This is a genomic window from Erythrobacter sp. HA7-11, from assembly GCF_055693605.1.
On the sequence record NZ_JBVFUF010000002.1, the window covers coordinates 1,965,489 to 1,988,004 of the forward strand.

Sequence of the window (22,516 nt, forward strand, 5' to 3'; positions counted from 1 at the left end):
GTGCTCCGACTGCTCGCGATTGTTGCTTCTGGCCTCGCACTCTTGGGGTGTACGGCTGACGCGCATGTCGCAGAGGAAGCGCCCAAACTTGAGCTCACGGGGCGCGTCGTGGACGCGGCGGATATCCTCGACCCTGAATTTGAGGATTTTCTGAGTGCAAAACTGACAGCTTTGGAAACCGAAACAGAGGTGCAGTTGGTTGTAGCAACCACACCAGATTTGGGCGGCGAAGAAATTCTGTTTTACTCGGTCGATTTGGCGAATGCGTGGGGCTTGGGCAGCAAAGAAAGAAACGACGGCCTTCTGCTGTTGGTCGCGCCGAATGAGCGCCAGGTGCGGATTGCGGTTGGCAAAGGGCTTGAAAACACGGTGAAAGATGAAGAGGCGGCAGCGATAATCCAAGAAAGCATTCTGCCAGCATTTCGCCGAGGAGACTTTGAGTCTGGTATCGACGATGGCGTGAACGATCTAATTCGCGAAGTGACCCAATTTGATCTGAAAGAGGCCGCATGAAGCGAATTTCCATCTTGTTCGCGGCGCTATTTTCGCTGCTTGCCGCCCCGCTCGCAGCTCAGTCCGAATTTCCGGAGCTGACTGGGCGGGTGATCGACAATGCGGATATCATTCCCGCTGATGTCGAGGAGCAACTAATAAGCCAATTGGAGGAACTGGAGACGCAATCGCAGCGGCAGTTAGTCATTGCAACGGTTCCATCGCTCGAAGGCTACGACATCAGCGATTACGGCTATCAGCTGGGCCGTGCGTGGGGAATTGGCGACGCTGAGCGGAATGACGGAGCAATCCTGCTGGTTGCGCCCAATGATCGGAAAGTCCGGATCGAAGTCGGCTATGGCCTTGAGGGCTATCTGACCGATGCGCTCTCCTCGCTGATTATCCAAAACGAGATCATCCCGCGTTTTAAACAGGGTGACTTTCCAGGCGGCATTGTCGCGGGCACGGATGCCATCGTGACCCAGTTGCAGCTTCCCCCGGATCAAGCTGCATTGGTGGCGCAAGAGGCGAGCCAATCGCGAGAACGTGGTCAAAACTCCGGCGGCTTCCCGTTTGGCGGGCTCATCTGGCTCGGGTTCCTGTTCTTCTTTTTCATCCTCCCGATGCTTCGGCGTGGGCGGCGCTATCGCTCGAAAAAGGGCAAGGGTCCCTGGGGCAGACGCTCGCGCGATATCGGCGACACGGTCGGCGATATCATCCTGTGGGAGGTCGGTAGCGCAATCGTTCGCGGCGCAATGAGCGGCGGCGACGATTGGGGTGGCGGTGGCGGCTTCGGCGGAGGCGGCGGATTTGGTGGAGGCTTCTCTGGCGGCGGCGGATCATTTGGAGGCGGCGGCGCCTCGGGGGGCTGGTAAATGGCCTATTTGAACGCACAGCAGCACAAGATAGTCTCCGACGCGGTCGGCGAAGCAGAGCTGCAAACCTCGGGCGAAATCCTGACCGTGCTCGCCGATCGATCGGACGGCTATTCCGATGTGTCACTGCTTTGGTCAGCGGCTCTTGCATTCACGACGATGAGTCTCTTCGCGGCCCTGCCTCAGCCCTTCCTCGATTTCTGGGACGGTCTGTCGGGCGGATGGGGCATTGATTGGAGTACCGGACAAATTGCCAGCATGACCATTGCGCTCGGCCTACTGACCTTTGTGATCGCCTGGGCGGCGCAATTGTGGGACCCGCTCAAATTCGCGCTCGTGCCCTCTCCTATCAAGACGAGCCGTGTTCACGCACAAGCGATCAAGCACTTCAAAGTCGGCGCAGAGCGCCGCACGCATGGGCGCACCGGCATCCTGATCTACCTGTCGATGAGCGAACACCGCGCAGAAATCGTGGCCGACCAGCCTATTGCCGAGCAAGTCTCTGCCGAGATCTGGGGCGAGGCGATGGCGGACATGCTCTCCGAAATCAAAGCGGGGAATATCGCCGAAGGCATGGCGATCGGCGTGCGCGATGTGGGCGAAATCCTGTCCGAACACTTCCCCCGCGCAGAAGACGATGAAAACGAGCTTCCCGACCGCTTGATCGAAGTCTAAGCATTGCGGCCATGAGCGCTGACAGCCCCGGATTCGATATTCCCGATGCCGCCGACCTTGTCCGTGATCCGGATGCCGACCTGCCAGAAGAGGTGAATTGGCAAGGCCGCTTCATCGCGACGAAGAAGCGCGGGCGGTGGGAATATGTCGTACCGGACACGCGGTATTCGCGCCGCCGCTATCCTCGCAATCGACGAAGACGCTGATGGAATGCGCCATGTGCTGCTTGTCAGCCAGTACCGCGTTCCGCTCGGCAAGTTCTGCCTCGAAATTCCGGCAGGTTTGATCGGCGATGATGCAGGCAAAGAAGGCGAAGCCGCCGAAGATGCTGCGTTGCGCGAGTTGGAAGAAGAAACCGGCTACACGGCCGAGCGTATGGAAAATCTCGGCGAGTTTTTCAGCTCTCCTGGCATGGTGAGCGAAGCCTTCACCCTGCTGCGCGCTCACGGCCTCAAAAAGATCGGTGAAGGCGGCGGAACTGATAGCGAAAACATTTTGGTGCATCGCGTTGCGCTGAGCGACCTCGCACAATTTGTAGACCAATGGCGCGCGCACGGACACGGTGTGGATGTGCGGATCGCAATGCTGATGATGCCCGGATTTCTAGGAGAGGATTTAAAATGACGAAACGCTGTGAGGGAAAACTCGCTTTGGTAACTGGTGCCGCGCAGGGCCTCGGCGCGGCCCATGCGACCCTGCTGGCCCGAGAAGGCGCGCGCGTGCTGTGCACAGACATCAATGGTCAGGGCGCGGAGGACACGGCGGCGCGGATCAATTCGGAATGCGGCGCAGGTCATGCTCACGGTATCGCGCACGATGTAACCGACCCCGATGCGTGGGAGGCGGTCGTCGATGCAGCGCGCGAGGAGATCGGCGGGCTCAACGTGCTGGTCAACAATGCAGGGATTGGCGTCGCGGGCAATATCGAGACCTGCGACTTTGACGATTGGAAGCGCTGCTTCTCAATCAATGTCGATTCGATCTTCCACGGCTGTCAAAAAGCTTTGCCGCTGATGCGCGAGCACGCACCCGGCTCAATCATCAATATCAGCTCGATCGCTGGCCTGATCGCCAGCGATACGATGCCGGCCTATAATGCCTCGAAGGCGAGTGTGTGGATGCTGTCGAAGTCGATCGCTCTGCACTGCGCGAAGAATAACATGCAGATCCGCTGCAATTCTGTGCATCCGACCTTTGTCGATACGCCGATTCTCGACGGCACGGCTCAGCATCACAATATCGAAAAAGGCGTGTTGATGGACAAGCTCGCACGCCAAATCCCGCTGGGCTTCGTCGGCCAGCCGAACGATATCGCAAACGCGGTGGTCTATCTGGCGAGTGATGAAAGTCGGTTCATGACCGGCGCAGAGATCAAGCTGGATGGCGGCATCAGCGCGATGTGATCTTGGCCTATACCGTTTGGTTTCGGGCCTGAAAGGCCCGCAAGGGCGACTGCTCGCCCGCAGCGATGCGACCCCCGGGTCGCGTGAGCGAGGAAATCGCACACTGGATAGTGTGCGGAAATAAAAGAAAAGGGGCCGATGTGGCCCCTTCCCGGTTTGATTAGTCGGTCTTGGCGTCCCGAAAACCGGGAACCGCTTTTTGAACGCCAAGCTCAGTCGATGATCAGTGCCATCGCAATGTAGATCAGGATCGGAAATCCGATACCTAGAAGCGTGCAGCCAACAAAGCCGATGCGCCAGATCAGTGCATCAACACCCGACCAATTGGCGAGGCCTGCGCAAACACCGAAAACTTTGCCGTTATGCTTATCAAGGCGAAGGCCTCTGCTTGGCGGCGTGCCGTTTGGCGTATTCGTCACGTTGCTCATGCCAGAACTCCAAGAGCTGGTGAGGCCGGGACGATTGCGGTGGCCATGAATACGGCCGAGATGGCCAGGGCGGACACAGCGGCGAAAACGCGGCTGGAAAGGTCAACGGAAGCGAACATTTGTATTGTCTCCTGTATGTGTTGGATTGCGGGTTTGAATTAAGCGACCAGACCGGGCGAGCCGGGGATGATGGCGCTGGCGAAGAAGATTGCGGAGATGGCTACCGAGAAAACGGCGGCGACTGCGCGGGATCCGATATCGTTGCTAAACATGATTGGGGGCTTTCCTTTGAATGGAGCTTCGTGATTAAGCGAAGAGTTGTGGGCTGGCTGGGAGGATCGCGGTGGCCATGAATGCTGCCGAGATGGCGAGCGAGAAGGCTGCGGCGAGAAAACGGTTTGTGGTATCAACTGTGAACATTTTTTGTCTCCTACTTGGGTCTTTCGTGTTTCTGAGAGAGTGTTTCTCTCGATGCCCAACACATTGCAGGGACCGTGCCAAACTCGAAAAACGGCGGAATTCTGCGGCTTGTCGATTTTACATGATGAAACACTTTGTTCACCATTCCGAAAGGTTAGGAATTTTTCCCATCTATTAGGATCGGTGATTTTCCGCCCTGGGTGACTGGTGATAAATGCCGCGCGTGCTACCGCCATCTGACCATGGCGCTTGACCGGATTTCCCTTGAAAACTTCCGCAATCACGCGGCGAGCGAACTAACCGGCACTGCGCAGTTTAACCTGCTCGTGGGCGAAAATGGCGCTGGGAAGACCAATGTGCTGGAGGCACTGTCGCTTCTTAGTCCAGGGCGCGGTATCCGCCGCGCAGCGCTAAGCGATCTCCCGCGACAGGATGGCAATGGTGGCTTTGCGATTGGCGCGAGCCTGATCGAGCAGGGCGAGGTGAGCGCGCGCATCGGCACCTATATTGATCCCGATCAGCCTCGTCGGCGTCTCGTGCGCATCAATCAGTCCGAAAGCAGCGCCAGCGCGCTGAGCGAATGGCTCGCGATATCCTGGCTCACCCCGGCGATGGACGGCCTGTTCATGGATTCCGCTGGCGCACGGCGACGCTTCATCGATCGCATGACTTTGGCGATAGAGCCCGGCCACGCCAAATCGGTCGCGAGCCTTGAGACCGCGCTGCGCGAGCGCAATAAACTGCTCGAAGAGCGCGGTGATGCCCGGTGGCTTGACGCGATTGAAGCGCAAGTCGCGCAGCACGGCTCGCAAGTCTCGGCCAATCGCCTGGGCCTGATCGAAGCGCTGAGTGTTGAGCTATCCGCCCTGCCTGCGCAGCCCTTCGCCAAGCCCGTACTTACCTACCGCGCCGGCGGACCGACAGAACCGGAGGCGCTGCGTGATGAGCTGACGCGGCAACGCGGACGAGATCGTGCTGCGGGACGCGCGCTTACCGGGCCGCACCGCGACGAGCTTGACGTGGTAATGGCGGGATCGGGTCAGGCAGCGGCGTCTTGCTCTACAGGCGAGCAGAAGGCGATGCTGATCGCCATCACGCTCGCGCATTCGGTGCTCGCAGCCGAAGGGCGTCCATCTGTGCTACTGCTCGATGAGGTCGCCGCGCATCTTGATCCGGTGCGAAGAGCGGCGCTGTTCGAGCGGCTCGGTCAGGGCCGCGCGCAGGTGTGGATGACGGGCACGGAACTTTCCCCCTTCGAGGGGATGCAAGAAACAGCCGCTATTTGGCGTGTGAGCGGAGGATCGCTCGAACGCGCCTAGACGCGCTCAGTCCGCGCTCGCTGCATTCTCATCATCTTGTGGAAGAGCAGCTTGCACTTGCTCCAGTGTCGAAGCGACCAATCGCTCGATCCCCTCTTCCGTCGGGTGGATACGGTCCGACTGGAATAGATCGGGCTCCTGATAGATCTCCTCAAGCCAGAACGGGATAAGTGCCGCGCCATATTCGCGCGCCAGATCGCCATAGAGCGCATCGAAATCGCCTTGATATTCAGGTCCGTAATTGGGCGGCGCGCGCATTCCCAAAATCAGCACCGGGATCTCGCGTACTTTTAACTCATCGAGCATAGCCGATAGGTTTGCGCGCGTTTCCTGCGGTTCAATGCCGCGCAGTAAATCGTTTCCGCCAAGCTCAAGAATGAAAAGGTCAGGCTTTTCCTCCTGCGCATCTAGCGTGAAGGCCAGCCGCTGACGCCCCGCCGCACTTGTATCGCCCGATATGCCCGCATTCGCGACCTCAGCATTCACGCCAGCTTCGCGCAGAGCGTCCTGCAGCTTCGATGGATAGCTATCCCCTGGTGCTACGTTGTATCCGGCAAACAGGCTGTCCCCAAATGCGACGATGCGTCGCTCTGGCCCTTCTACGGGAACCGCAGCCTCGCTCTGGGAGTTGGCATTTTCAGAACTATTGCTTTGCGGATCCGCCGCAGGAGTTTCCCCGCCGCACGCTGCCAAAGTGAGCGCCAACAGGCCCGCCAGCGCATTCTTCGACCAAACGCCCATTTGCATCTACCAGCCTCCGAGTTGGGTATCTTGTTTGCAACCCACCCCTATGCCATTTGGATCCTGTGACAAACTCTTCTTTTACGCCCGCCCTCGCGATCTCCGCCCGCAACCTGACCCTTACACTTGGGTCGGACCAAGCACCTGTCGAGATCCTGCGCGGCATCGACCTCGACATTGCCGAGGGAGAGGTGGTGGCTCTGCTAGGTCCTTCGGGTTCGGGCAAAAGTTCGCTTATGGCGGTTCTGTCCGGCCTTGAACGTGCGAGCGGCGGCAGTCTGGAAGTCGCAGGTCAGGACTTTGCCAGTCTTGACGAAGACGGTTTGGCGCAGGCGCGGCGCGGCCGGATCGGGATCGTGTTGCAAGCTTTCCACCTGCTCCCAACCATGACTGCGGCAGAGAATGTCGCGACGCCGATGGAGCTTTCAGGCGGCGAGCACCCTCGCCAGCGCGCCGAGGCGGAGCTGACCGCCGTCGGTCTGGGGCACCGGATCGGCCATTACCCCACCCAGCTTTCGGGCGGCGAACAACAGCGCGTTGCGATTGCCCGCGCGATTGCTCCGCGCCCCAGTCTGATTTTCGCCGACGAGCCAACAGGCAATCTCGATGCCGCGACTGGAGAGGAAATCGTCGAACTGTTGTTCGAACGCCGCGCAGAAACGGGCGCGACGCTTCTTATTATCACGCATGACCCTAAGCTTGCTGAACGCTGTGACCGCGTGATCACGATGGCGGATGGCGTGATCGCCTCTGACACCAGAGTAGCCAAGGCCGCATGAGCAAGGCCGCGTCTCCTACCCGCCTTTCATGGAGCGGCGCATGGCGCATTGCCCGGCGCGATCTCAATGCGCGCTTTCGCGGACTACGGCTGCTGCTCGTCTGTATCTTCCTTGGCACGGCAGCCTTGGCCGCCATTGGAACCTTAACCGCCGCGATCGAACGCGAGCTGGAATCGAGCGGTCAAGAGCTCCTCGGCGGCGATCTTGAAGTCGAAATCTGGCAGCGCGCACTGAACGAGGAAGAGCTCACAGCCCTGTCCGAATATGGCGAGGTTTCGGGCGGCACGCGGCTGCAAGCGATGGCGACAACTGAGGAAGGCGCTGCTCCGGTCGAGCTAAAGGCGGTCGACATCAAATGGCCGCTCTACGGCGCACTGACCCTGAAGGATGGGCGCGAAGAAGGGGCGCCAACGGGCAACACCGCCTGGCTTGGCCAAGGTGCGCTCGACCGGCTGGACATTGCAGTCGGCGACACCTTTACTGTTGGCACGGTCGAGCTGGTCGCTGGCGGGATTATCGACAACGAGCCGGACAGGCTATCAGAGGGCTTTCAGCTCGGCCCTACCGTAATCGTCGCCGAAGATGTGCCAGGCCGCGCTGGATTGCTTGAACCCGGCGCGCTCTACGAGAGCAAATATCGCGTCGCCTTTGAAAACACCTCGCTCGACCCTGACGATGTTCAAGAAGCACTGACGGAACAATTTCCCGAAGCCGGGTATGATTTCCGAGACCGCGAGCGCGCGTCCCCCGGCGCAGACCGCTTCGTAGGCCGCATGAGCGACTTTCTGACGCTTGTGGGGCTAGCCGCTCTGGTGATCGCCGGCATCGGCATTGCTGGCGGCGTGTCGTCCTATCTTGATGCGCGGCGCGGCAGCATTGCCACGTTCAAAGTTCTCGGCGCGTCGTCGTCCGATATCGTGCGCATCTACGCACTACAGATCGCTGTTGCAGCCCTGATTGGAAGCGCAGCGGGTCTGGCGGTCGGCATCTTGGTGACGCCTCTACTCGGTGGGGCTTTGCGGGGATTGCTCCCCGTAGAGACCGGATTTGTGATTGAACCTGCTCCATTGATGCTGGCAGCAGCTTATGGCTTACTGGTCGCCTTCGCATTTGCCGCCGCGCCGCTGCTGCGCGCACGCACGTTTCCGGCGATGGCGCTGATGCGTTCGGGCATAACCCCGCTAACACGCGATTGGCGCGCCTTGGGCTTTACGGTTGCAGGTCTTGCAGCGATTTGCGTTCTGGCGCTTCTCACCACCGATCAGGTCTGGCTGTCTGCGGGGTTTTTGGCTGGTGCAGCCGGAGCATTGCTCGCCCTCGCCGCGCTGGGCTTTGCAATAAAGAAACTTGCCAAGAGCCTGCCCCGCCCCAGTAACCCCTTGCTGCGCAGCGCACTGTCGAACCTCCATCGGCCCGGTGCGCCGACCAGTGCGCTTGTGACCGCACTGGGCTTCGGCCTGGCCGCTTTCGTTCTGCTGGCTGGCGTTCAAAGCGCGATTGACGGAAACATCGAAAGCCGTGTGCCGCAAGAGGCGCCTGACTACTTTGCGCTTGATGTGCCGGTTGCGGAAGAACAACGTTTCGTCGAACTGGTGCAAAACCGCTTTCCAGAAGCAGCACTGCGTACAGTGCCGACCCTGCGCGGAGCGGTGCTCGCATTCGGGCCTGAAGAAGACATGCAGCGCGTATCGGAACTCGAAGAGATCCCGGAAGGCGCATGGGCGCTGCGCGGTGAACGCGGCATCACCTATGCCGACGAAATCCCCCAGGGCAACCGCGTGGTCGAGGGCGAATGGTGGGACGCTGATTACTCAGGCGAACCTCTAGTTTCGATCGACAAACAATTGGCGGACGCAGCCGGGCTCGGCGTCGGGGACTACCTGACGATCGGTGTGCTCGGCGTTGAGCGCAAAACGCGCATCGCCAATATTCGGGAGATTGATTGGGAAAGCATGGGCTTCAACTTCACCATGGTCTTCTCTCGCAATGCCATAGCCGATGCGCCACACAACCTCTCGGCGACGCTCGATCTGCCCGACGGGGCGGACACAGCCGCGCGCGGTGAAATGCTGCGCGATCTTGTGCGCGAGTTCCCTTCAAGCTCGGTGATCGAGACCGGAGAGATTCTGGGCGAGGCCCGCACAATCTTGCGCCAGGTTGGCCTTGCAACCCTCGCAGCGGCCGCCGTCGCGGTTCTGGCTGGCCTCGCGGTCTTGATGGGCGCAATAGCAGCCGCAAGAGCCTCGCGCATGTATGACACGGTTGTGCTGCGCGTGCTTGGCGCTAGCCGCCGTCAAGTCTTGCTCATGCAATTGGCCGAATATGGGCTGATTGCAACGCTATTGGCCTTGGTCGCCTTGGCGCTTGGATCGACCCTCGCTTGGGTCATCATCACGCAATTGTTCGAGTTTGACTGGCTGCCGTCCTGGGGAGCCATTCTTGCGGTGCTCGGGGTTGGTCTTGCAATGGTGCTCGCTTTTGCTCTTGGCGGCTCGCTGCCACTGCTGCGCGCGAAGCCAGCCCAAGCATTGCGAGAGCTCTGACGCAGAGCTCTCGCCTAGCCTGCCCAAATCCTAGCCGAACGTTTCGCCGAGCTCTTGAACCGAGCTGTCGCTGACCTCTGCGTGCAACGCGGCCATCACGGTCGATGCGAACAGTGAGAAGAGAATGTAAAGCGGGAACAGCAACAGCAACCCAACTGCAAATGCTGCGACCATTCCGCCCACCCCAGCGGCAGGATTGTCGACATCGAAACCTGCACTGAAACCGATGCCAAACAGCACGCCGAACAGTGCGCCGAAAACGACAAATGCGCCCACGGACAACACCACCAGCACCACGAAGATGCGCAGCACATTGCCCGCTGTCAGCTGCCATGATCGGGACAGGGCATTGATCGGATTGTAGGTGCGATCAACTGCGATAACAGGCACTACCAGGACAAGGCGGCAGGCAAGATAGATCAGCACCGGCAATATCAGGATGGCAAACAGCGCCGCGCCAATATCGCCCAGCATTGTCATTACCGCGCCGACAAGTCCCAGCAGCAAAATGCCGATGAGGTAAGCGATAAGGATCAGGACCAACACACCCATAAAGGTCAGCCCGCCGCGCAATCCCGCATTCAGAGCGTCGCTGAAACTAGGTTTTTCAAGCGGAGTGGCCATGGCGACCATTGCGCATTGCTGGGCGCCGTTGATGTAGAAGTACCCCACGTAGAACAGCAGAATCAGGATGATGAAACCGGCGCCAAACGCCCCTGCATTCTCAAGATCTGTTCCCGCGCCCACAAACGCGGCTCCGCCCATGCCAAAGCCAAGCACCATAAACAGCGCGATGCTGGCGCCAAAGAATACACCCCACACACCCAGCAGTGACAAGAACCTCTGCCGGAGAATGGCAAAGCTATTGGTGAATACGCGTCCGATATCGACTTGCATGTGATCCCCTCTCACCGGTCATTCCGGCATCAACACTGCTTTGACAATGCACACAATTTTATTGTTGTCGCAACCGTACATCCGGCAATGTGCAAGGGTTGGACACAAAAAAGGGGCCCGCAAGCGCGAGCCCCTCTTGGTTGTCTTGATCTGATCGGATCAGAACTTGAAGCGAACCACGCCGCCATAGGTGCGTGGTTGGTTCGGATAGCCCGATACCGTACCAGCTTGCGCCACACCGTCGAACACAGTGAGGATGTGCTGGTCATCGGTGAGGTTACGGCCCCACACGCCAACTTCGAGGCCGTTGTTGAGGGCCAAAGTCATCGACGCGTTCACAAGGTTCACTTCGCGGCGGAAGATGTCGGTGTTACCCAGCGCCGTGTTGAACGTCGGCAGGCCATTGTTGATGTCGGTGTTGCTCTCGTGATTGTAGTCAACACGGCTGATCAGGCGCGTACCGCTGTCCCACTCATGTGTGTAGGTTGCAGAGGTAGAGATTGCCCATGATGGAATACCGCCAGGACGTTCACCGCTGAGATCGCCAAGAACGCTTCCGGGGAAATCATCGAAGATCGGGTCAAGGTGGGTTGCGGCAAAGGTGAGAACCAGACCGTCGGTCGGTTGGATCGTCGTGTCGAGCTCAAAGCCACGGACCGACTGTTGACCAGCGTTACGAAGCGCAAAGCCTGTGCCGGTGAAAGCAAAGCTCTGGAAGCCTTCAATCGTCTGGTCGAACACTGCGAGGTTGAAGCCAAATCCTTCGAACTGCCCCTTGATGCCGATTTCGTAGACTTCAGCTTCCTCTGGGCCAGCAAAACGCGAGCCTGATACGAGGTTCGGCAGCGCCAGTCCTGCATTCACGATTGGCGAATCCGGAGCGGCGAAAGTCGAACCACCTGGTCCGGCCAGGAAGTCTGTGTTTGATGGACGACTGTCGCGCGACAGGTTCACCGAGCTTGCTTTGAAGCCGGTCGCATAGCTTGCGTAGACGTTGATATCTGGTGTGATCTCAAAGGCTGCACGAAGCAGGTAGGTGAACTTGTCATCGTTGGTCTGACCAGGCTCAACCGCGTTTGGAATGGCCAAGAACGGTGGCTGGAACTGGAAACCAGCCAGCGGCAGCAATGGGTTTACGTTCGGATCTGTCGCAGCAGCAAGCAGTGCATCCTGGTTCGCCTGAGGCAGAGCCTGGAACTGGTCGCGTGTGGTGACAGCGCCGGCAGTGGCCCCGACGATGAAGGCATCGACGAAGTTAACCTGCGCAAGCGGGTCGAAGCTTGTCTGGCTAAGCGCGAAATCCTTCTGATCATCGGTGTAGTTGAAACCACCGGTCAAAACGATACCGTCAACCGGCTCGAAATCAACCGTTCCGAAAATCGACCACGAGGTGTTCTCCATGCGGAAGGTTTCTTCGGTCAACAGCGGCGTGTTGAAGATGCTCTCCTGAGGGAAACCAAAGTTAGCCTCAAGACCGTTGAACAGAGTCGGCTGACCCGTCAGAACCGCGACAGGATCTTCGCCTGCGAGGATTTCGAAGAAGTTGCGGATGTCAGCGCCGTTCTGAATCGCGCTGTCCTGGCTGATCTTCTCGTCGAAGTAGTAACCACCAAGCAGGAAGTTGATCGGCCCATCGAAATCAGAGCTGATGCGGAATTCCTGAGTGAAGCTCTCCACGTCCTGATCACGCGTCTCAGTCGCGATCGAAGCGCTGGTGTAGTCGATGTCTGACAGGAAGAAGTTCTTCAGCTCGCGATACGAGGTAATCGAAGTGACCGAGATGGGCCCGGAATCCCAATCGACCTGAACCGAGCCGCCATAATTGTCGACTTCGTTGGTCGGTACGAAGTTCAAGAATGCTTCGTAGCCGAAGAAATCGGTGCTAAGCTGACCGCCCACCGCGGCAATGCCCGCAGCCGTTGGACCAGCGACCAAGGTTGCGACCTGACAGCAAACCTCGTCAATGCGCGAATAGTCGCCGATCGCGCGGATGCGCAGATCAGGGGTTGGTTCAAACAGCAACTGGCCGCGAACGCCCCAGCGATTGCGATCGTTCTGCTCTTCGTTGAGGTTGACGATGTCAGCATAGCCATCGCGGCGGTTGTAGTTACCATCGAGTGAGAACGCGACGGTCTCGCTGATCGGGCCAGTTACGTCGGCCTTTACAGTCACCGCGTTGAAGTTGCCGTAGGTCACTTCGACAGCGCCGCCGAAGTCGAACTGCGGCTCGCGCGTAACAACCGAGATAACGCCTGCAGATGCGTTCTTGCCGAACAGCGTCGATTGCGGGCCGTTCAGGACCTCAATCCGCTGGACGTTCGGAAGGTCAGACAGAGCAGCGGCAGAGCGCGAACGGAAAACGCCGTCGATGAAGACGCCCACCGATGGCTCAATGCCGAAGTTGTTATCGCCGTTACCGAAACCGCGAATGATGAAGGTCGAGGCCGATGACGTTTGCAACTGGCTCACGCGCAGCGAAGGAGTAACGGTCTGCAGATCGAGCACGTCGCGGATCTGAGCCTGCTCCAGTGTTTCGCCGGTGGTAACCGACACCGAAACCGGAGTTTCCTGAAGGGTTTGTTCGCGCTTGGTCGCGGTAACAACAATTGTGTTGTTGTTGAACTCGTCGTCTGCTTCGACTTCGGCGTCTTGGGCAAAAGCCATGCTTGGCGCGCAAAGGGCAACAGCCGCGGCGCCAGAAAGCAGGGTGAATCGTTGAGCACCGGCAGAACCGGCAAAAATCGAACGCATGGGATCTCCTCTCCACAATAAAGTCAGCTGCGACCACATCTCCAAATGCGTTGATGCCCCAACTGATTACCCGCTTGAATAAGCGAGCGGTGCATATGCGACAAGTTACAAACGCCTCGCGCACGAGGGCGGAATCGACGCTGTGTCTTTGCCGTCACACTGTGGATTTGCTGCACTGCACCGATTTTTTGGGCCCGCTATTGCTTGCCGTAAGGGCGGCACTGCGCTAGGCGCGCCACCAATGTTGCAGCGCAACAACGTGTGCGCAGCCAATTTTGTCGAATTACAGGCGCTCGATAGACGCCGCACCTTTGCTGTTATAGCCGCTCGGCGACTGCCAGCAACATTCATCCGAAAGCGTTTTCAAACATGTCCGCCTCTCAAACCCGCGCGCTCCGCAACATCGCCATTATAGCGCACGTCGACCACGGAAAGACGACCCTGGTTGACCAGCTTTTCCGCCAATCGGGCACCTTCCGTGACAACCAACGGGTCGAGGAACGTGCGATGGACAGCGGCGACCTCGAAAAAGAGCGCGGCATCACGATTCTCGCAAAGTGCACCAGTGTTGAGTGGGAAGGCTCAGACGGTGAGACCACTCGCATTAATATCGTCGATACGCCAGGCCACGCCGATTTTGGTGCCGAGGTTGAGCGTATCCTCAGCATGGTTGACGGCGTAATTCTGCTGGTCGACAGCGCAGAAGGCGCGATGCCGCAGACCAAGTTTGTGACCGGCAAGGCGCTTGCATTGGGCCTGCGTCCTATCGTCGTCGTCAACAAGATCGACCGCCCCGATGGCCGCCCGCAGGAAGTGCTCGACGAGGTTTTCGATCTGTTCGCGAGCCTCGATGCCAATGATGAGCAATTGGACTTTCCTTCACTGTTTGCATCAGGCCGCGATGGCTATGCCAGCGAAGATGAGAATGCTCGCGAAGGCACTCTCGCCCCGCTGTTTGAGAAGATCATCGACCACGTGCCAGCGCCGGACCTCGACACAACTGGTCCATTCAGCTTCCTCGCCACGCTGCTCGACCGTGACAACTTCATGGGCCGCGTTCTGACCGGACGCGTGCAGTCGGGCACGCTCAAGGTGAACGATCCGATCCACGCCATCGACGTCGATGGCAACGTCGTCGAAGTCGGTCGCGCGACCAAACTGATGAGCTTTGACGGGCTTGACCGCGTACCTGTCGAAAGCGCGCAAGCCGGTGACATCATCGCACTCGCCGGCCTTGAAAAAGCTACCGTTTCCAACACCATATGCGACCCTTCTGTGAGCGATCCTATCGCCGCGCAGCCGATTGATCCGCCTACGCTTGCCATGCGCTTCGCGGTGAACGATAGCCCTCTTGCAGGCCGCGAAGGCGATAAGGTAACGAGCCGCATGATCCGCGATCGTCTGCTGCGCGAGGCTGAGACCAACGTTGCAATCCGCGTGACCGAGGCCGAAGACAAGGACGCCTTTGAGGTCGCTGGCCGCGGCGAATTGCAACTTGGCGTTCTGATCGAAACGATGCGCCGTGAAGGCTTCGAGCTTGGCATTTCGCGCCCGAAAGTGCTGTTCCGGGAAGAAGGCGGTGAACGCACAGAACCATACGAAACCGTCGTGATCGATGTGGATGACGAGCACTCCGGCACGGTCGTCGAGAAGATGCAAAAGCGCAAAGCCGACCTCACCGAAATGCGCCCATCGGGCCAAGGCAAGACGCGCATCACCTTCTCCGCTCCGTCGCGCGGGCTGATCGGCTATCACGGTGAGTTCCTGTCCGACACGCGCGGAACGGGCATCATGAACCGCTTGTTCGAGAAGTATGGCCCCTACAAAGGTGCGATTGACGGTACCGCAACAACGGAGTTCTGATTTCCAATAGCGACGGTGAAACGGTCGCCTACGCCCTCAATGCGCTTGAGGAACGTGGCGAGCTGTTCGTTGGCCCACAGATGAAGGTCTACGAAGGCATGGTGATCGGCGAAAACGCGAAGCCGGATGACCTTGAAGTCAACCCGCTCAAGTCGAAGCAGCTCACCAATATCCGCTCATCGGGCAAAGATGATGCGATCCGCCTGACCCCGCCACGCCGGATGAGCCTTGAGCAGTCAATCGCCTATATTGATGACGACGAGATGGTCGAAGTGACCCCGCAAAGCATCCGTTTGCGCAAGACTTTGCTGTGCCCGCATGAGCGCAAAAAAGCGAAGCGCAAGAAAGATGCAGCCTGAGTTGTTGCAGATTTGCTACAGCGAGAATGACGGCTCACTGCACGATGCAAATATCTGTGTCGAATGTACTTTTTAGATAAGTTTCGTTTTCGAAACTGATTTTACGCATTCCTATGCGTGACAAAGTTTCACCGCGAAACCAATCCGCACTTTCATTCGAGAATCTCCTTATTTATGAGGATATTTGAGAGAGAGGAGTGCCCCTAGATGAAACTCACCAAAACTGCATTTAAACTGTCGTGTGCCGCAGCCGCTGTAGCGTTTGCCTCACCTGCACTGGCCCAAGATCAAGACGTCAGCAGCGACACCGAAGCTGCCGACGAATTCGACGATGGTAACACTATCGTCGTCACGGGCTCGTTTATTCGCCGCAACTCGCAAGCCGACCTGGCCTCGCCACTGGCGACCGTCGATGCTGGCGCGATCAACGATATCGGTGCGCAGAACATCGGTGAGATTACGCAGTCGCTGACAATCAACAGCGGCGCGCAAAACAACCCGGATGCCTTCACCCAGGGCGGCACGACAGGTACGTCCAACATCAACCTGCGCGGTCTCGGTGTCGCCTCGACCCTGATCCTTCTCAACGGCAAGCGTCAGACGCTTTCCGCATCGCCAACCAATGACGGCATCAACTTCGTCGACACGTCTTCGTTAGTACCGCTGATTGCGGTTGAACGCGTCGAAATCCTGAAGGACGGTGCGTCATCGCTTTACGGTTCGGATGCTGTAGCCGGGGTGGTCAACTTCATCACCCGCAAGGACTACGAAGGTGTACTGCTGTCAGGCGAGTACACCAATCACCTCGGCACGGGCGATTACGACGAATATAACCTTCAGGCTCTCGCCGGTTTCCAAGCGGGCGATTTCAACCTGGTTGGCGCGATCAGCTATGTTGATCGTTCTCCGTTGACGACAGCCGAACGCCGCCTGTCACGCGGACCAGAATTCGACGCAAACGGCGTCCCGACATTCATCGGTGATGACACATCTTCGCTCGGCAACCCTGGCTCGTTTTTTGGCGTCCCCGGTTTTCCAGCAAGTGCACCAGTCATTGACCCCGGATGCGGCCAAGCCGGCGGCATTCCCACCGTCATCAGCGCTACACCCGCAGGCATTCCTGATGTGGGCCTCTGCCGTTTCGACTTCGGCGAGTTCTTCAACCTCGTTCCGGACGAAAAGCGCATCACCGCCTTCGTTTCTGCGAATGCTGATCTGTCTGACTCGGTACGCTTCAGCGCCGAGGTCGGCTATGCCGATAACGAAGCGCGGCGCGGCAACTCGCCAACCTTCCCGTTCTTGCAACTCGGCCAGGCTGTTGTTCCAGACTTCAACCCGAACAACCCGTTTGGTGCCAATGTGGTCTTCTTCGGCCGCGCGAGCGGTGTCGGCGGCGAGGTTTCCCCTGCGCTGTTTGAATCGCAAACACTGCGTATCTCGACCACTCTCGAGGGCGACTTTGACGGTTTGCTTTCTAACGGTCTGTGGAACGTCAGCCTGACCTATGCGGACAATGACTTCACCGGAAACACCGAAGACACCGTTCGCGACCGGTTCGCTTGCGCCCTGCGCGGCTTTAACGCTGTCCCTGCGTTCAATGCGGCAACCGGCCTCGATTGTACCGCGAGCAACCCGTTCCTGACTGCCAATGGCGCGACGATCCCGGGTGATGGCACATTCTTCAACCCGTTCTCGTCAGCACTGCTCGGCAGCCCGGGTAGCAATGCAGCTCTGCTTGAATACATCACCGAATTCTCGGTTTCGAACCGCGAATCTGAATTGTTCGTCGCAGAAGGCTTTATTTCGGGCGATCTGTTCGAATTGCCTGCGGGCCCCGTCGGGATCGCGCTTGGCGTGCAATATCGCGACCAGCGAATTTCGGCGACGTTCGACGACATCACGCAGAATGATGGCTTCGCCTTCCTGATTGGTGAGCAAGCGTTCTCCGGCGCTCAAGATGTCTATGCATTCTTCGGCGAACTTGCCGTGCCGGTGACTGAATGGCTCGACCTCCAGCTCGCTTTGCGCTTCGAAGACTATGGCGATGACGGTGGCGACACGCTCGACCCGAAAATCGCTCTGCTTGCCCGTCCAACCGATTGGCTGTCACTGCGTGGATCGTTTTCGACCTCGTTCCGCGCGCCGTCGACCTTCCAGCAGCAAGGTCAGTCGACCACGTTGCAACAGGTGTCTGACCCTAACAATGGCGGAGCAAACGCCTTTGTCGCGGTCCGTGCAGTCGGCAATCCGACTTTGGTTCCGGAGGACTCTACCGCATACAACCTCGGCTTCACATTGCAGCCATTCGGTGGTCTTGAGATCAGCGCAGACTATTACAATTTCGAGTTCGACAACGCGATTGTACAGACCTCGGCTCAGGCGCTCGTGAACGCCGATCCAAACGGCCCTGACATCATCCGCAGCCCGGCTGGCACGATCATCCAGGTCAACAACAGCTATGCCAATGCGGCCAGCGTTGAGACCTCGGGCATCGACTTCTCGATCCGCTACATCATCGACACCGGCTTCGGCACGATCACGCCAAGCTTCGAAGGTAACTACATCATCAGCTACGACCTTCAGGAATCTGTAGGTGGTCCGGTGATCGAGGGTGCTGGAGTTCGCAACTTCACAAACTTTGGTTCGCCAGCGCCAGAACTGCGCTTCAACGCAGGGCTCCAGGTCGAAGCGGGTGCGCATTCGCTGAACGTCTTCGGACGCTACATCGATAGCTATCTCGACGATCAGAACGCGTTGGCAGACATCGACAGCGACTTCCGTGTCGACATTCAATACAGCCTCGCCATCAACGAGCTGTTTGATCGCGACAAGGCTTTGACGCTGACCGCAGGTGTTAGGAACGTGTTTGACGTTCTCCCACCGCGCGTTGCCACGAATGGCGGGTTTGACAGCCGGGTCCACGACCCACGCGGCGCCGTTGGCACGATCGGCCTCGTTGCTGAATTCTAATCGCAGCCAACCTGAAAAATCGAAGGAGCCCCGACCGTTGCAAACGTCCGGGGCTTTTCCTTGCATCCGTCTGGTATGAATTCGAAACATCCACGCGGATGCCAACGAGCGGCCTCTTCCACCACGGCAAAACCTGTTACAACCATGGCTCCAGGACCTGGGAGGGAATTGAGAAATGACCGAAACGAACGAACCGCGCGTCACCGGATTGGGCGGCGTCTTCTATGTTGCCCAAGACCCGGCAGCGACACGCGAATGGTATCGCGACGTACTGGGCATTGACGGAGAGTACGGACCGCAGCTCGCTTGGGCTGACGAGCCCAAGAAAAACCCCTATTCCCTGATAAGTCACTTCTCCGATGATCAGTATATCAAACCGGGCAAAAGCGGGTTCATGATCAATCTCAGGGTTAGTGATCTCGACGGGTTCGTAGCCAAACTCAAAAAGAAGAAGGTGAAGATCCTCGACACCGCCGATGAAGGCTACGGAAAGTTCGCCTGGCTGCTTGATCCCAACGGCATCAAGATTGAGCTTTGGGAGCAAGTCGCCGAAGACCTGCCGTAGAGCTTTGGGATACGCGCCTCTAAGCGTTGCGGTGAATAGGGCCGATTTTGCGGCATGACCCACGCGTGCCAGTTATCCTTAGCAGCTTGTTAACCATGTTTGCGGCATGGTTCGAGCATCATGAAACACACTGCGCCGTTCCGTCTTACTCTTCTGTCGCTCAGCGCTTTTGGATTGACTGGATGCAGCCTGTTGCCCTCGTCAGGGGGATCGAGCAGCCCAAGCGCTCAGCGCAGCGATGCAAAGCCGCGCGTCACTTCCGCACAGAGCCGGATATCACAGCGCGCCGATGATCGCGCCTGTTTCAGCCAACTGAGCGCCAGCGGCACGCGATTCTCCGCTCTGCCTGATCAATACAACGCACCCGGCTGTACCCAGCTTGGCACGGTGCGATTGTCTTCGCTCGCCGGTGATCGTTCCGCCTTCGGCGTAAGCAATATCGGTCCAGTCCAGTGCAAGACCGCCAATGCATTCAGTGCCTGGGCACGTTTCGGAGTGGACCGCGCGGCGCGGCAAATTCTTGGCAGCCCGCTCGAACGGATCGAGACGATGGGTTCCTATTCATGCAGGAACGTGGCGGGGACGTCACGGCGCTCTGCACATGCGCGCGCCGAAGCGATCGACATATCCGGTTTCATCTTGAAAGACGGTCGGCGAATCAACGTCAAAGGCGACTGGTCAGGCGGAAGCGCGGCTGAACGCGAATTTTTGCGTGTCGTGCATCGCAGCGCCTGCAAGCGCTTTGGCACGGTATTGGGACCAGACTATAATCGCGCGCACGAAGACCACTTTCACGTCGAAGGAACTGGCGCAAAGTTCTGTCGCTAGTGCGATCTACCGCCTCAAGCGCGATTGGACGCCCCAATGCAGTCGCGCGAAACGACCGCACAAAAGACCTATGTTTTGATCCCAGGGCCAACCCGAAGGCCTCTTTTGTTCTTCAGCCAAACTGCGCCTCGTGCAAAGCGCTAGTCGGCGTTTGGCATATCCGGTTCAAGCTGGGCTTCGAGCTTCAGCCGCACTGCTTCAGCGGCATGCCGTGCGCCAAGTTTGCTCATCATATTGGCGCGGTGAATTTCGACCGTCCGGGGACTAATATCGAGCTCACGCGCAATAAGCTTGTTACTACTGCCCTCCGATAGCCAGTCTAGCACTTCGCGTTCGCGATTGGACAAATTGGAAATCCGATTTCGCGCTTCAATCATGCGGCGACGCGCCTCGCCAAAGACTTCGGCTTCTTTCTCGATCCGATCGAGACAGCGAGCGAAGCGCTCCGGATCGAGCGGCATGGAAAGGTAATCCAGCGCGCCGGATTTGACCGCCTCGACAATTCGTCCGGGCCGCGGCTGCTCATCGACCGCGATCAGGGGCAACCAGACGCCGAGCTTGCTCAAACGATCAAGGATCGTTGCAACCCCGCCTTCTTCAACAGCGTCTCGCGCGATGATGATACCGTCGCGGGGCGGGTGCACAGACAGATCGCCGAGATCGCCGTAGACCTCGCAATGGTGACCCAATGCGAACCCCACACGCGATAATTCTGCCCGATGCCGGCTCGACGAGTCGATAAAGTGAAGGGTTGCTTTGCGTGTCATGCGCATCTGATGCGCTGCGATTCAGTGCATTACACGCGAGAGCGTGTCCGATTTCGAGCAATGATTCGGCAATACTTATCTAAAGAGGCGCAAAATCACGCTTATTTTCCGCCATTTCGGAGATAGTTTGTATTCCAAGAAAAGAAGGCTTTCAAATCACTGGAAAATTTATCTCTATTTCGTGTCAATTGTATAATTGGGCAGCGAATGAAACGCCGATTTCAGCGCATCGCCCCAGCTAGACGAGATCGACTCAAAATATGGATCCTCCTGCGTGATGCGGTGCTGGTGGCTGGGCGCGAAAGCGTCTCGCTCGATCACCATCAGGTCGAGCGGAAGGCCGACCGACAGGTTCGCCTTCAGCGTTGAATCGAACGACACCATCAGCAGCTTCACCGCGTCTTCGAAACTCATGTCGCGATCATAACCGCGCAGGATAATCGGGCGTCCATACTTGGTCTCACCAATCTGGAAGAATGGAGTTTCAATGCCCGCTTCGATGAAGTTGCCCTCAGGATAGATCATGAACAGGCGCGGCTCCATACCTGCAATCTGTCCTGCGACAATGATCGATGCTGTGAAACGCCCCTTGCCCCGATCGCCATTAGCAGATTGGCTTTGTTCGACGGTAGAGCGCAGCAACTTGCCGATATCGGACGCGACTTGAAACATGGTCGGAGATTTAAACAGAGTGTTCTCGCGCTCATCGGGCGCCTTGGTCCGCTCTTCAAGCTGTCCGACCACGGCCTGCGTCGTAGCGAGATTACCCGCCGTCATCACTGTGATGATCCGCTCTCCCGGCACGCTCCAGTGAAACATCTTGCGAAACACAGAGATGTTGTCGACGCCCGAATTTGTGCGGGTATCGCTCATCATCACGAGCCCTTTGTCGAGCACCATCCCAACGCAATAAGTCATACAAGTCTCTGTCTAAAATGAGTGCGGCTGATTAGTCGAGAATGCGCGCCGATCAAAGCTATATTGCGCGGTTGGATATCGCCGAGCGTCATTGTTGGTGCTGCTGCTCAACAGCGACCTGCACCGTCAAAGCCTGCTCTGCCGAACCGAAGCTTATCCCGGTCACAGGCGCGGCGTCGCGATAGTCTCGCCCGGTTGCGACGCGGACATAGCGCGGATCGGGGCTGATCCCGTTTGATATGTCAAACCCAACCCAGCCCAGCCCGTCAATGTGCGCTTCTGCCCAGGCATGGGTGGCATCCTGGTCGATCCGGTCATTCATCATCAGATAGCCGCTCACATAGCGCGCCGGAATGTCTGATGCGCGCGCGGCGCCCAGAAAGATATGCGTGTGATCCTGACACACGCCTTTGCAAGCTTCCAATGCCTGTTCTGCGGTGGTGGTGACGGTACCGTGAACCCGGATTGATAGGCCACGTCCTCACGGATCTTCGCCGACAGTGCATGCAGGAAATCGAGCTTGTTCTGCTGGCTGCCGTCTCCGCTTTCGGACAGTTCACGCATGAGTGCGCGCATTTTTGGGCCTGGCTTGGTGAGCTTTGTCTGTCCGAGAAAACTCCACAGCGGCAGGTGTCCGGAATGCTTCCCGATGACGCCAGCATTGTCGCGTGTCTCAACTGTGCCGCGGCATGTTACCGTCACTTCGCGCGAGCCAGGCTTGACCGAGATCAAGGTAACTGTGTTGAAGTGCTGGTCCTCATGCTCAAGCTCGGCATGGGCGTTTTCATACTCCATTTGCCAATCGAGGATCGACTGGCCTTGCGTCTCCTTCGGGGTCAGGCGCAGCCGCTGCAGCGCGTGCACCACCGGCTCGGAAAAGGTGTAATGCGTGGTGTGGCGGATCGCCAATCTCATTGTGCGCT

19 protein-coding genes and 2 pseudogenes are annotated in these 22,516 nt (G+C 58.2%); 12 read left to right on the forward strand and 9 right to left on the reverse strand.

The annotated features are described in order from the left end of the window. From ACZ1GU_RS10180 to ACZ1GU_RS10200, 5 genes and pseudogenes are all read left to right on the forward strand, one after another. Entirely contained in the window at positions 1 to 513 is a 513-nt protein-coding gene (locus ACZ1GU_RS10180; protein ID WP_472647885.1) for a TPM domain-containing protein, read from the forward strand. Then, positions 510 to 1,367 carry a TPM domain-containing protein gene (locus ACZ1GU_RS10185; protein WP_472647886.1) on the forward strand — a complete coding sequence of 286 codons (858 nt, stop codon included), beginning with the start codon at positions 510 to 512 and terminating at the stop codon, positions 1,365 to 1,367. The genes ACZ1GU_RS10180 and ACZ1GU_RS10185 overlap by 4 nt, the downstream gene beginning before the upstream one ends. Then, positions 1,368 to 2,042 (forward strand): TPM domain-containing protein, encoded by a 675-nt coding sequence (locus ACZ1GU_RS10190; RefSeq protein WP_472647887.1) that lies wholly within the window; start codon positions 1,368 to 1,370, stop codon positions 2,040 to 2,042. Between the two features lie 11 nt (positions 2,043 to 2,053). Further along, positions 2,054 to 2,666: pseudogene (locus ACZ1GU_RS10195) on the forward strand (NUDIX hydrolase). Continuing rightward, entirely contained in the window at positions 2,663 to 3,445 is a 783-nt protein-coding gene (locus ACZ1GU_RS10200) for an SDR family oxidoreductase (RefSeq protein ID WP_472647888.1), read from the forward strand. The pseudogene ACZ1GU_RS10195 and the gene ACZ1GU_RS10200 overlap by 4 nt, the downstream one beginning before the upstream one ends. A gap of 212 nt (positions 3,446 to 3,657) precedes the next feature. Here the strand turns inward: ACZ1GU_RS10200 and ACZ1GU_RS10205 are convergent, their stop codons facing one another. Then, entirely contained in the window at positions 3,658 to 3,873 is a 216-nt protein-coding gene (locus ACZ1GU_RS10205) for a PspC domain-containing protein (protein ID WP_472647889.1), read from the reverse strand. A gap of 306 nt (positions 3,874 to 4,179) precedes the next feature. Beyond that, positions 4,180 to 4,293: a recombination protein F gene (locus ACZ1GU_RS10210; RefSeq protein ID WP_472647890.1), complete on the reverse strand. Its 114-nt coding sequence runs from the start codon at positions 4,291 to 4,293 to the stop codon at positions 4,180 to 4,182. Positions 4,294 to 4,535: 242 nt separating this feature from the next. Between ACZ1GU_RS10210 and recF the strand changes: the two genes are divergently transcribed. Further along, on the forward strand, positions 4,536 to 5,612 hold the full coding sequence (recF, locus tag ACZ1GU_RS10215; RefSeq protein WP_472648757.1) for a DNA replication/repair protein RecF: 1,077 nt from the start codon (positions 4,536 to 4,538) through the stop codon (positions 5,610 to 5,612). A 6-nt stretch (positions 5,613 to 5,618) separates the two neighbouring features. On the opposite strand, the gene ACZ1GU_RS10220 is transcribed toward recF, so the two are convergent. Further along, positions 5,619 to 6,359, reverse strand: coding sequence for an arylesterase (locus ACZ1GU_RS10220; protein ID WP_472647891.1), 741 nt, complete (start codon positions 6,357 to 6,359; stop codon positions 5,619 to 5,621). A 59-nt stretch (positions 6,360 to 6,418) separates the two neighbouring features. On the opposite strand from ACZ1GU_RS10220, the gene ACZ1GU_RS10225 reads away from it, so the two are divergent. Both ACZ1GU_RS10225 and ACZ1GU_RS10230 read left to right on the forward strand, forming a co-directional pair. Further along, a complete protein-coding gene (locus ACZ1GU_RS10225) occupies positions 6,419 to 7,132 on the forward strand; it encodes an ABC transporter ATP-binding protein (RefSeq protein WP_472647892.1) in 714 nt (237 codons plus the stop codon). After that, on the forward strand, positions 7,129 to 9,675 hold the full coding sequence (locus ACZ1GU_RS10230; protein ID WP_472647893.1) for an ABC transporter permease: 2,547 nt from the start codon (positions 7,129 to 7,131) through the stop codon (positions 9,673 to 9,675). Before ACZ1GU_RS10225 ends, ACZ1GU_RS10230 begins: the two co-directional genes overlap by 4 nt. Before the next feature lie 30 nt (positions 9,676 to 9,705). Here the strand turns inward: ACZ1GU_RS10230 and ACZ1GU_RS10235 are convergent, their stop codons facing one another. Further along, on the reverse strand, positions 9,706 to 10,572 hold the full coding sequence (locus tag ACZ1GU_RS10235; RefSeq protein WP_472647894.1) for a glycerophosphoryl diester phosphodiesterase membrane domain-containing protein: 867 nt from the start codon (positions 10,570 to 10,572) through the stop codon (positions 9,706 to 9,708). Positions 10,573 to 10,731: 159 nt separating this feature from the next. Further along, positions 10,732 to 13,323 (reverse strand): TonB-dependent receptor, encoded by a 2,592-nt coding sequence (locus ACZ1GU_RS10240; RefSeq protein WP_472647895.1) that lies wholly within the window; start codon positions 13,321 to 13,323, stop codon positions 10,732 to 10,734. Between the two features lie 369 nt (positions 13,324 to 13,692). Between ACZ1GU_RS10240 and typA the strand changes: the two are divergent. The 4 genes and pseudogenes from typA (at position 13,693) to ACZ1GU_RS10260 (ending at position 19,908) form a co-directional block, all read left to right on the forward strand. Further along, a pseudogene (gene typA, locus ACZ1GU_RS10245) lies at positions 13,693 to 15,545 on the forward strand (translational GTPase TypA). Between the two features lie 207 nt (positions 15,546 to 15,752). Then, positions 15,753 to 18,515, forward strand: a complete 2,763-nt coding sequence (locus ACZ1GU_RS10250) for a TonB-dependent receptor domain-containing protein (RefSeq protein ID WP_472647896.1) — start codon at positions 15,753 to 15,755, stop codon at positions 18,513 to 18,515. Between the two features lie 175 nt (positions 18,516 to 18,690). Beyond that, positions 18,691 to 19,080 carry a VOC family protein gene (locus tag ACZ1GU_RS10255; RefSeq protein ID WP_472647897.1) on the forward strand — a complete coding sequence of 130 codons (390 nt, stop codon included), beginning with the start codon at positions 18,691 to 18,693 and terminating at the stop codon, positions 19,078 to 19,080. A gap of 120 nt (positions 19,081 to 19,200) precedes the next feature. Then, complete coding sequence (locus tag ACZ1GU_RS10260) at positions 19,201 to 19,908, forward strand: extensin-like domain-containing protein (RefSeq protein WP_472647898.1); 708 nt, start codon at positions 19,201 to 19,203, stop codon at positions 19,906 to 19,908. Positions 19,909 to 20,048: 140 nt separating this feature from the next. On the opposite strand, the gene ACZ1GU_RS10265 is transcribed toward ACZ1GU_RS10260, so the two are convergent. The 4 genes from ACZ1GU_RS10265 to ACZ1GU_RS10280 form a co-directional block, all read right to left on the reverse strand. Beyond that, positions 20,049 to 20,675 (reverse strand): response regulator transcription factor, encoded by a 627-nt coding sequence (locus tag ACZ1GU_RS10265; protein WP_472647899.1) that lies wholly within the window; start codon positions 20,673 to 20,675, stop codon positions 20,049 to 20,051. Positions 20,676 to 20,849: 174 nt separating this feature from the next. Continuing rightward, on the reverse strand, positions 20,850 to 21,593 hold the full coding sequence (locus ACZ1GU_RS10270; protein ID WP_472647900.1) for a proteasome-type protease: 744 nt from the start codon (positions 21,591 to 21,593) through the stop codon (positions 20,850 to 20,852). 88 nt (positions 21,594 to 21,681) lie between these two features. Further along, positions 21,682 to 21,999, reverse strand: a complete 318-nt coding sequence (locus ACZ1GU_RS10275) for a transglutaminase-like domain-containing protein (protein WP_472647901.1) — start codon at positions 21,997 to 21,999, stop codon at positions 21,682 to 21,684. Next, positions 21,930 to 22,508 carry a transglutaminase N-terminal domain-containing protein gene (locus tag ACZ1GU_RS10280; RefSeq protein ID WP_472647902.1) on the reverse strand — a complete coding sequence of 193 codons (579 nt, stop codon included), beginning with the start codon at positions 22,506 to 22,508 and terminating at the stop codon, positions 21,930 to 21,932. The genes ACZ1GU_RS10275 and ACZ1GU_RS10280 overlap by 70 nt, the downstream gene beginning before the upstream one ends. Positions 22,509 to 22,516: the final 8 nt, after the last annotated feature.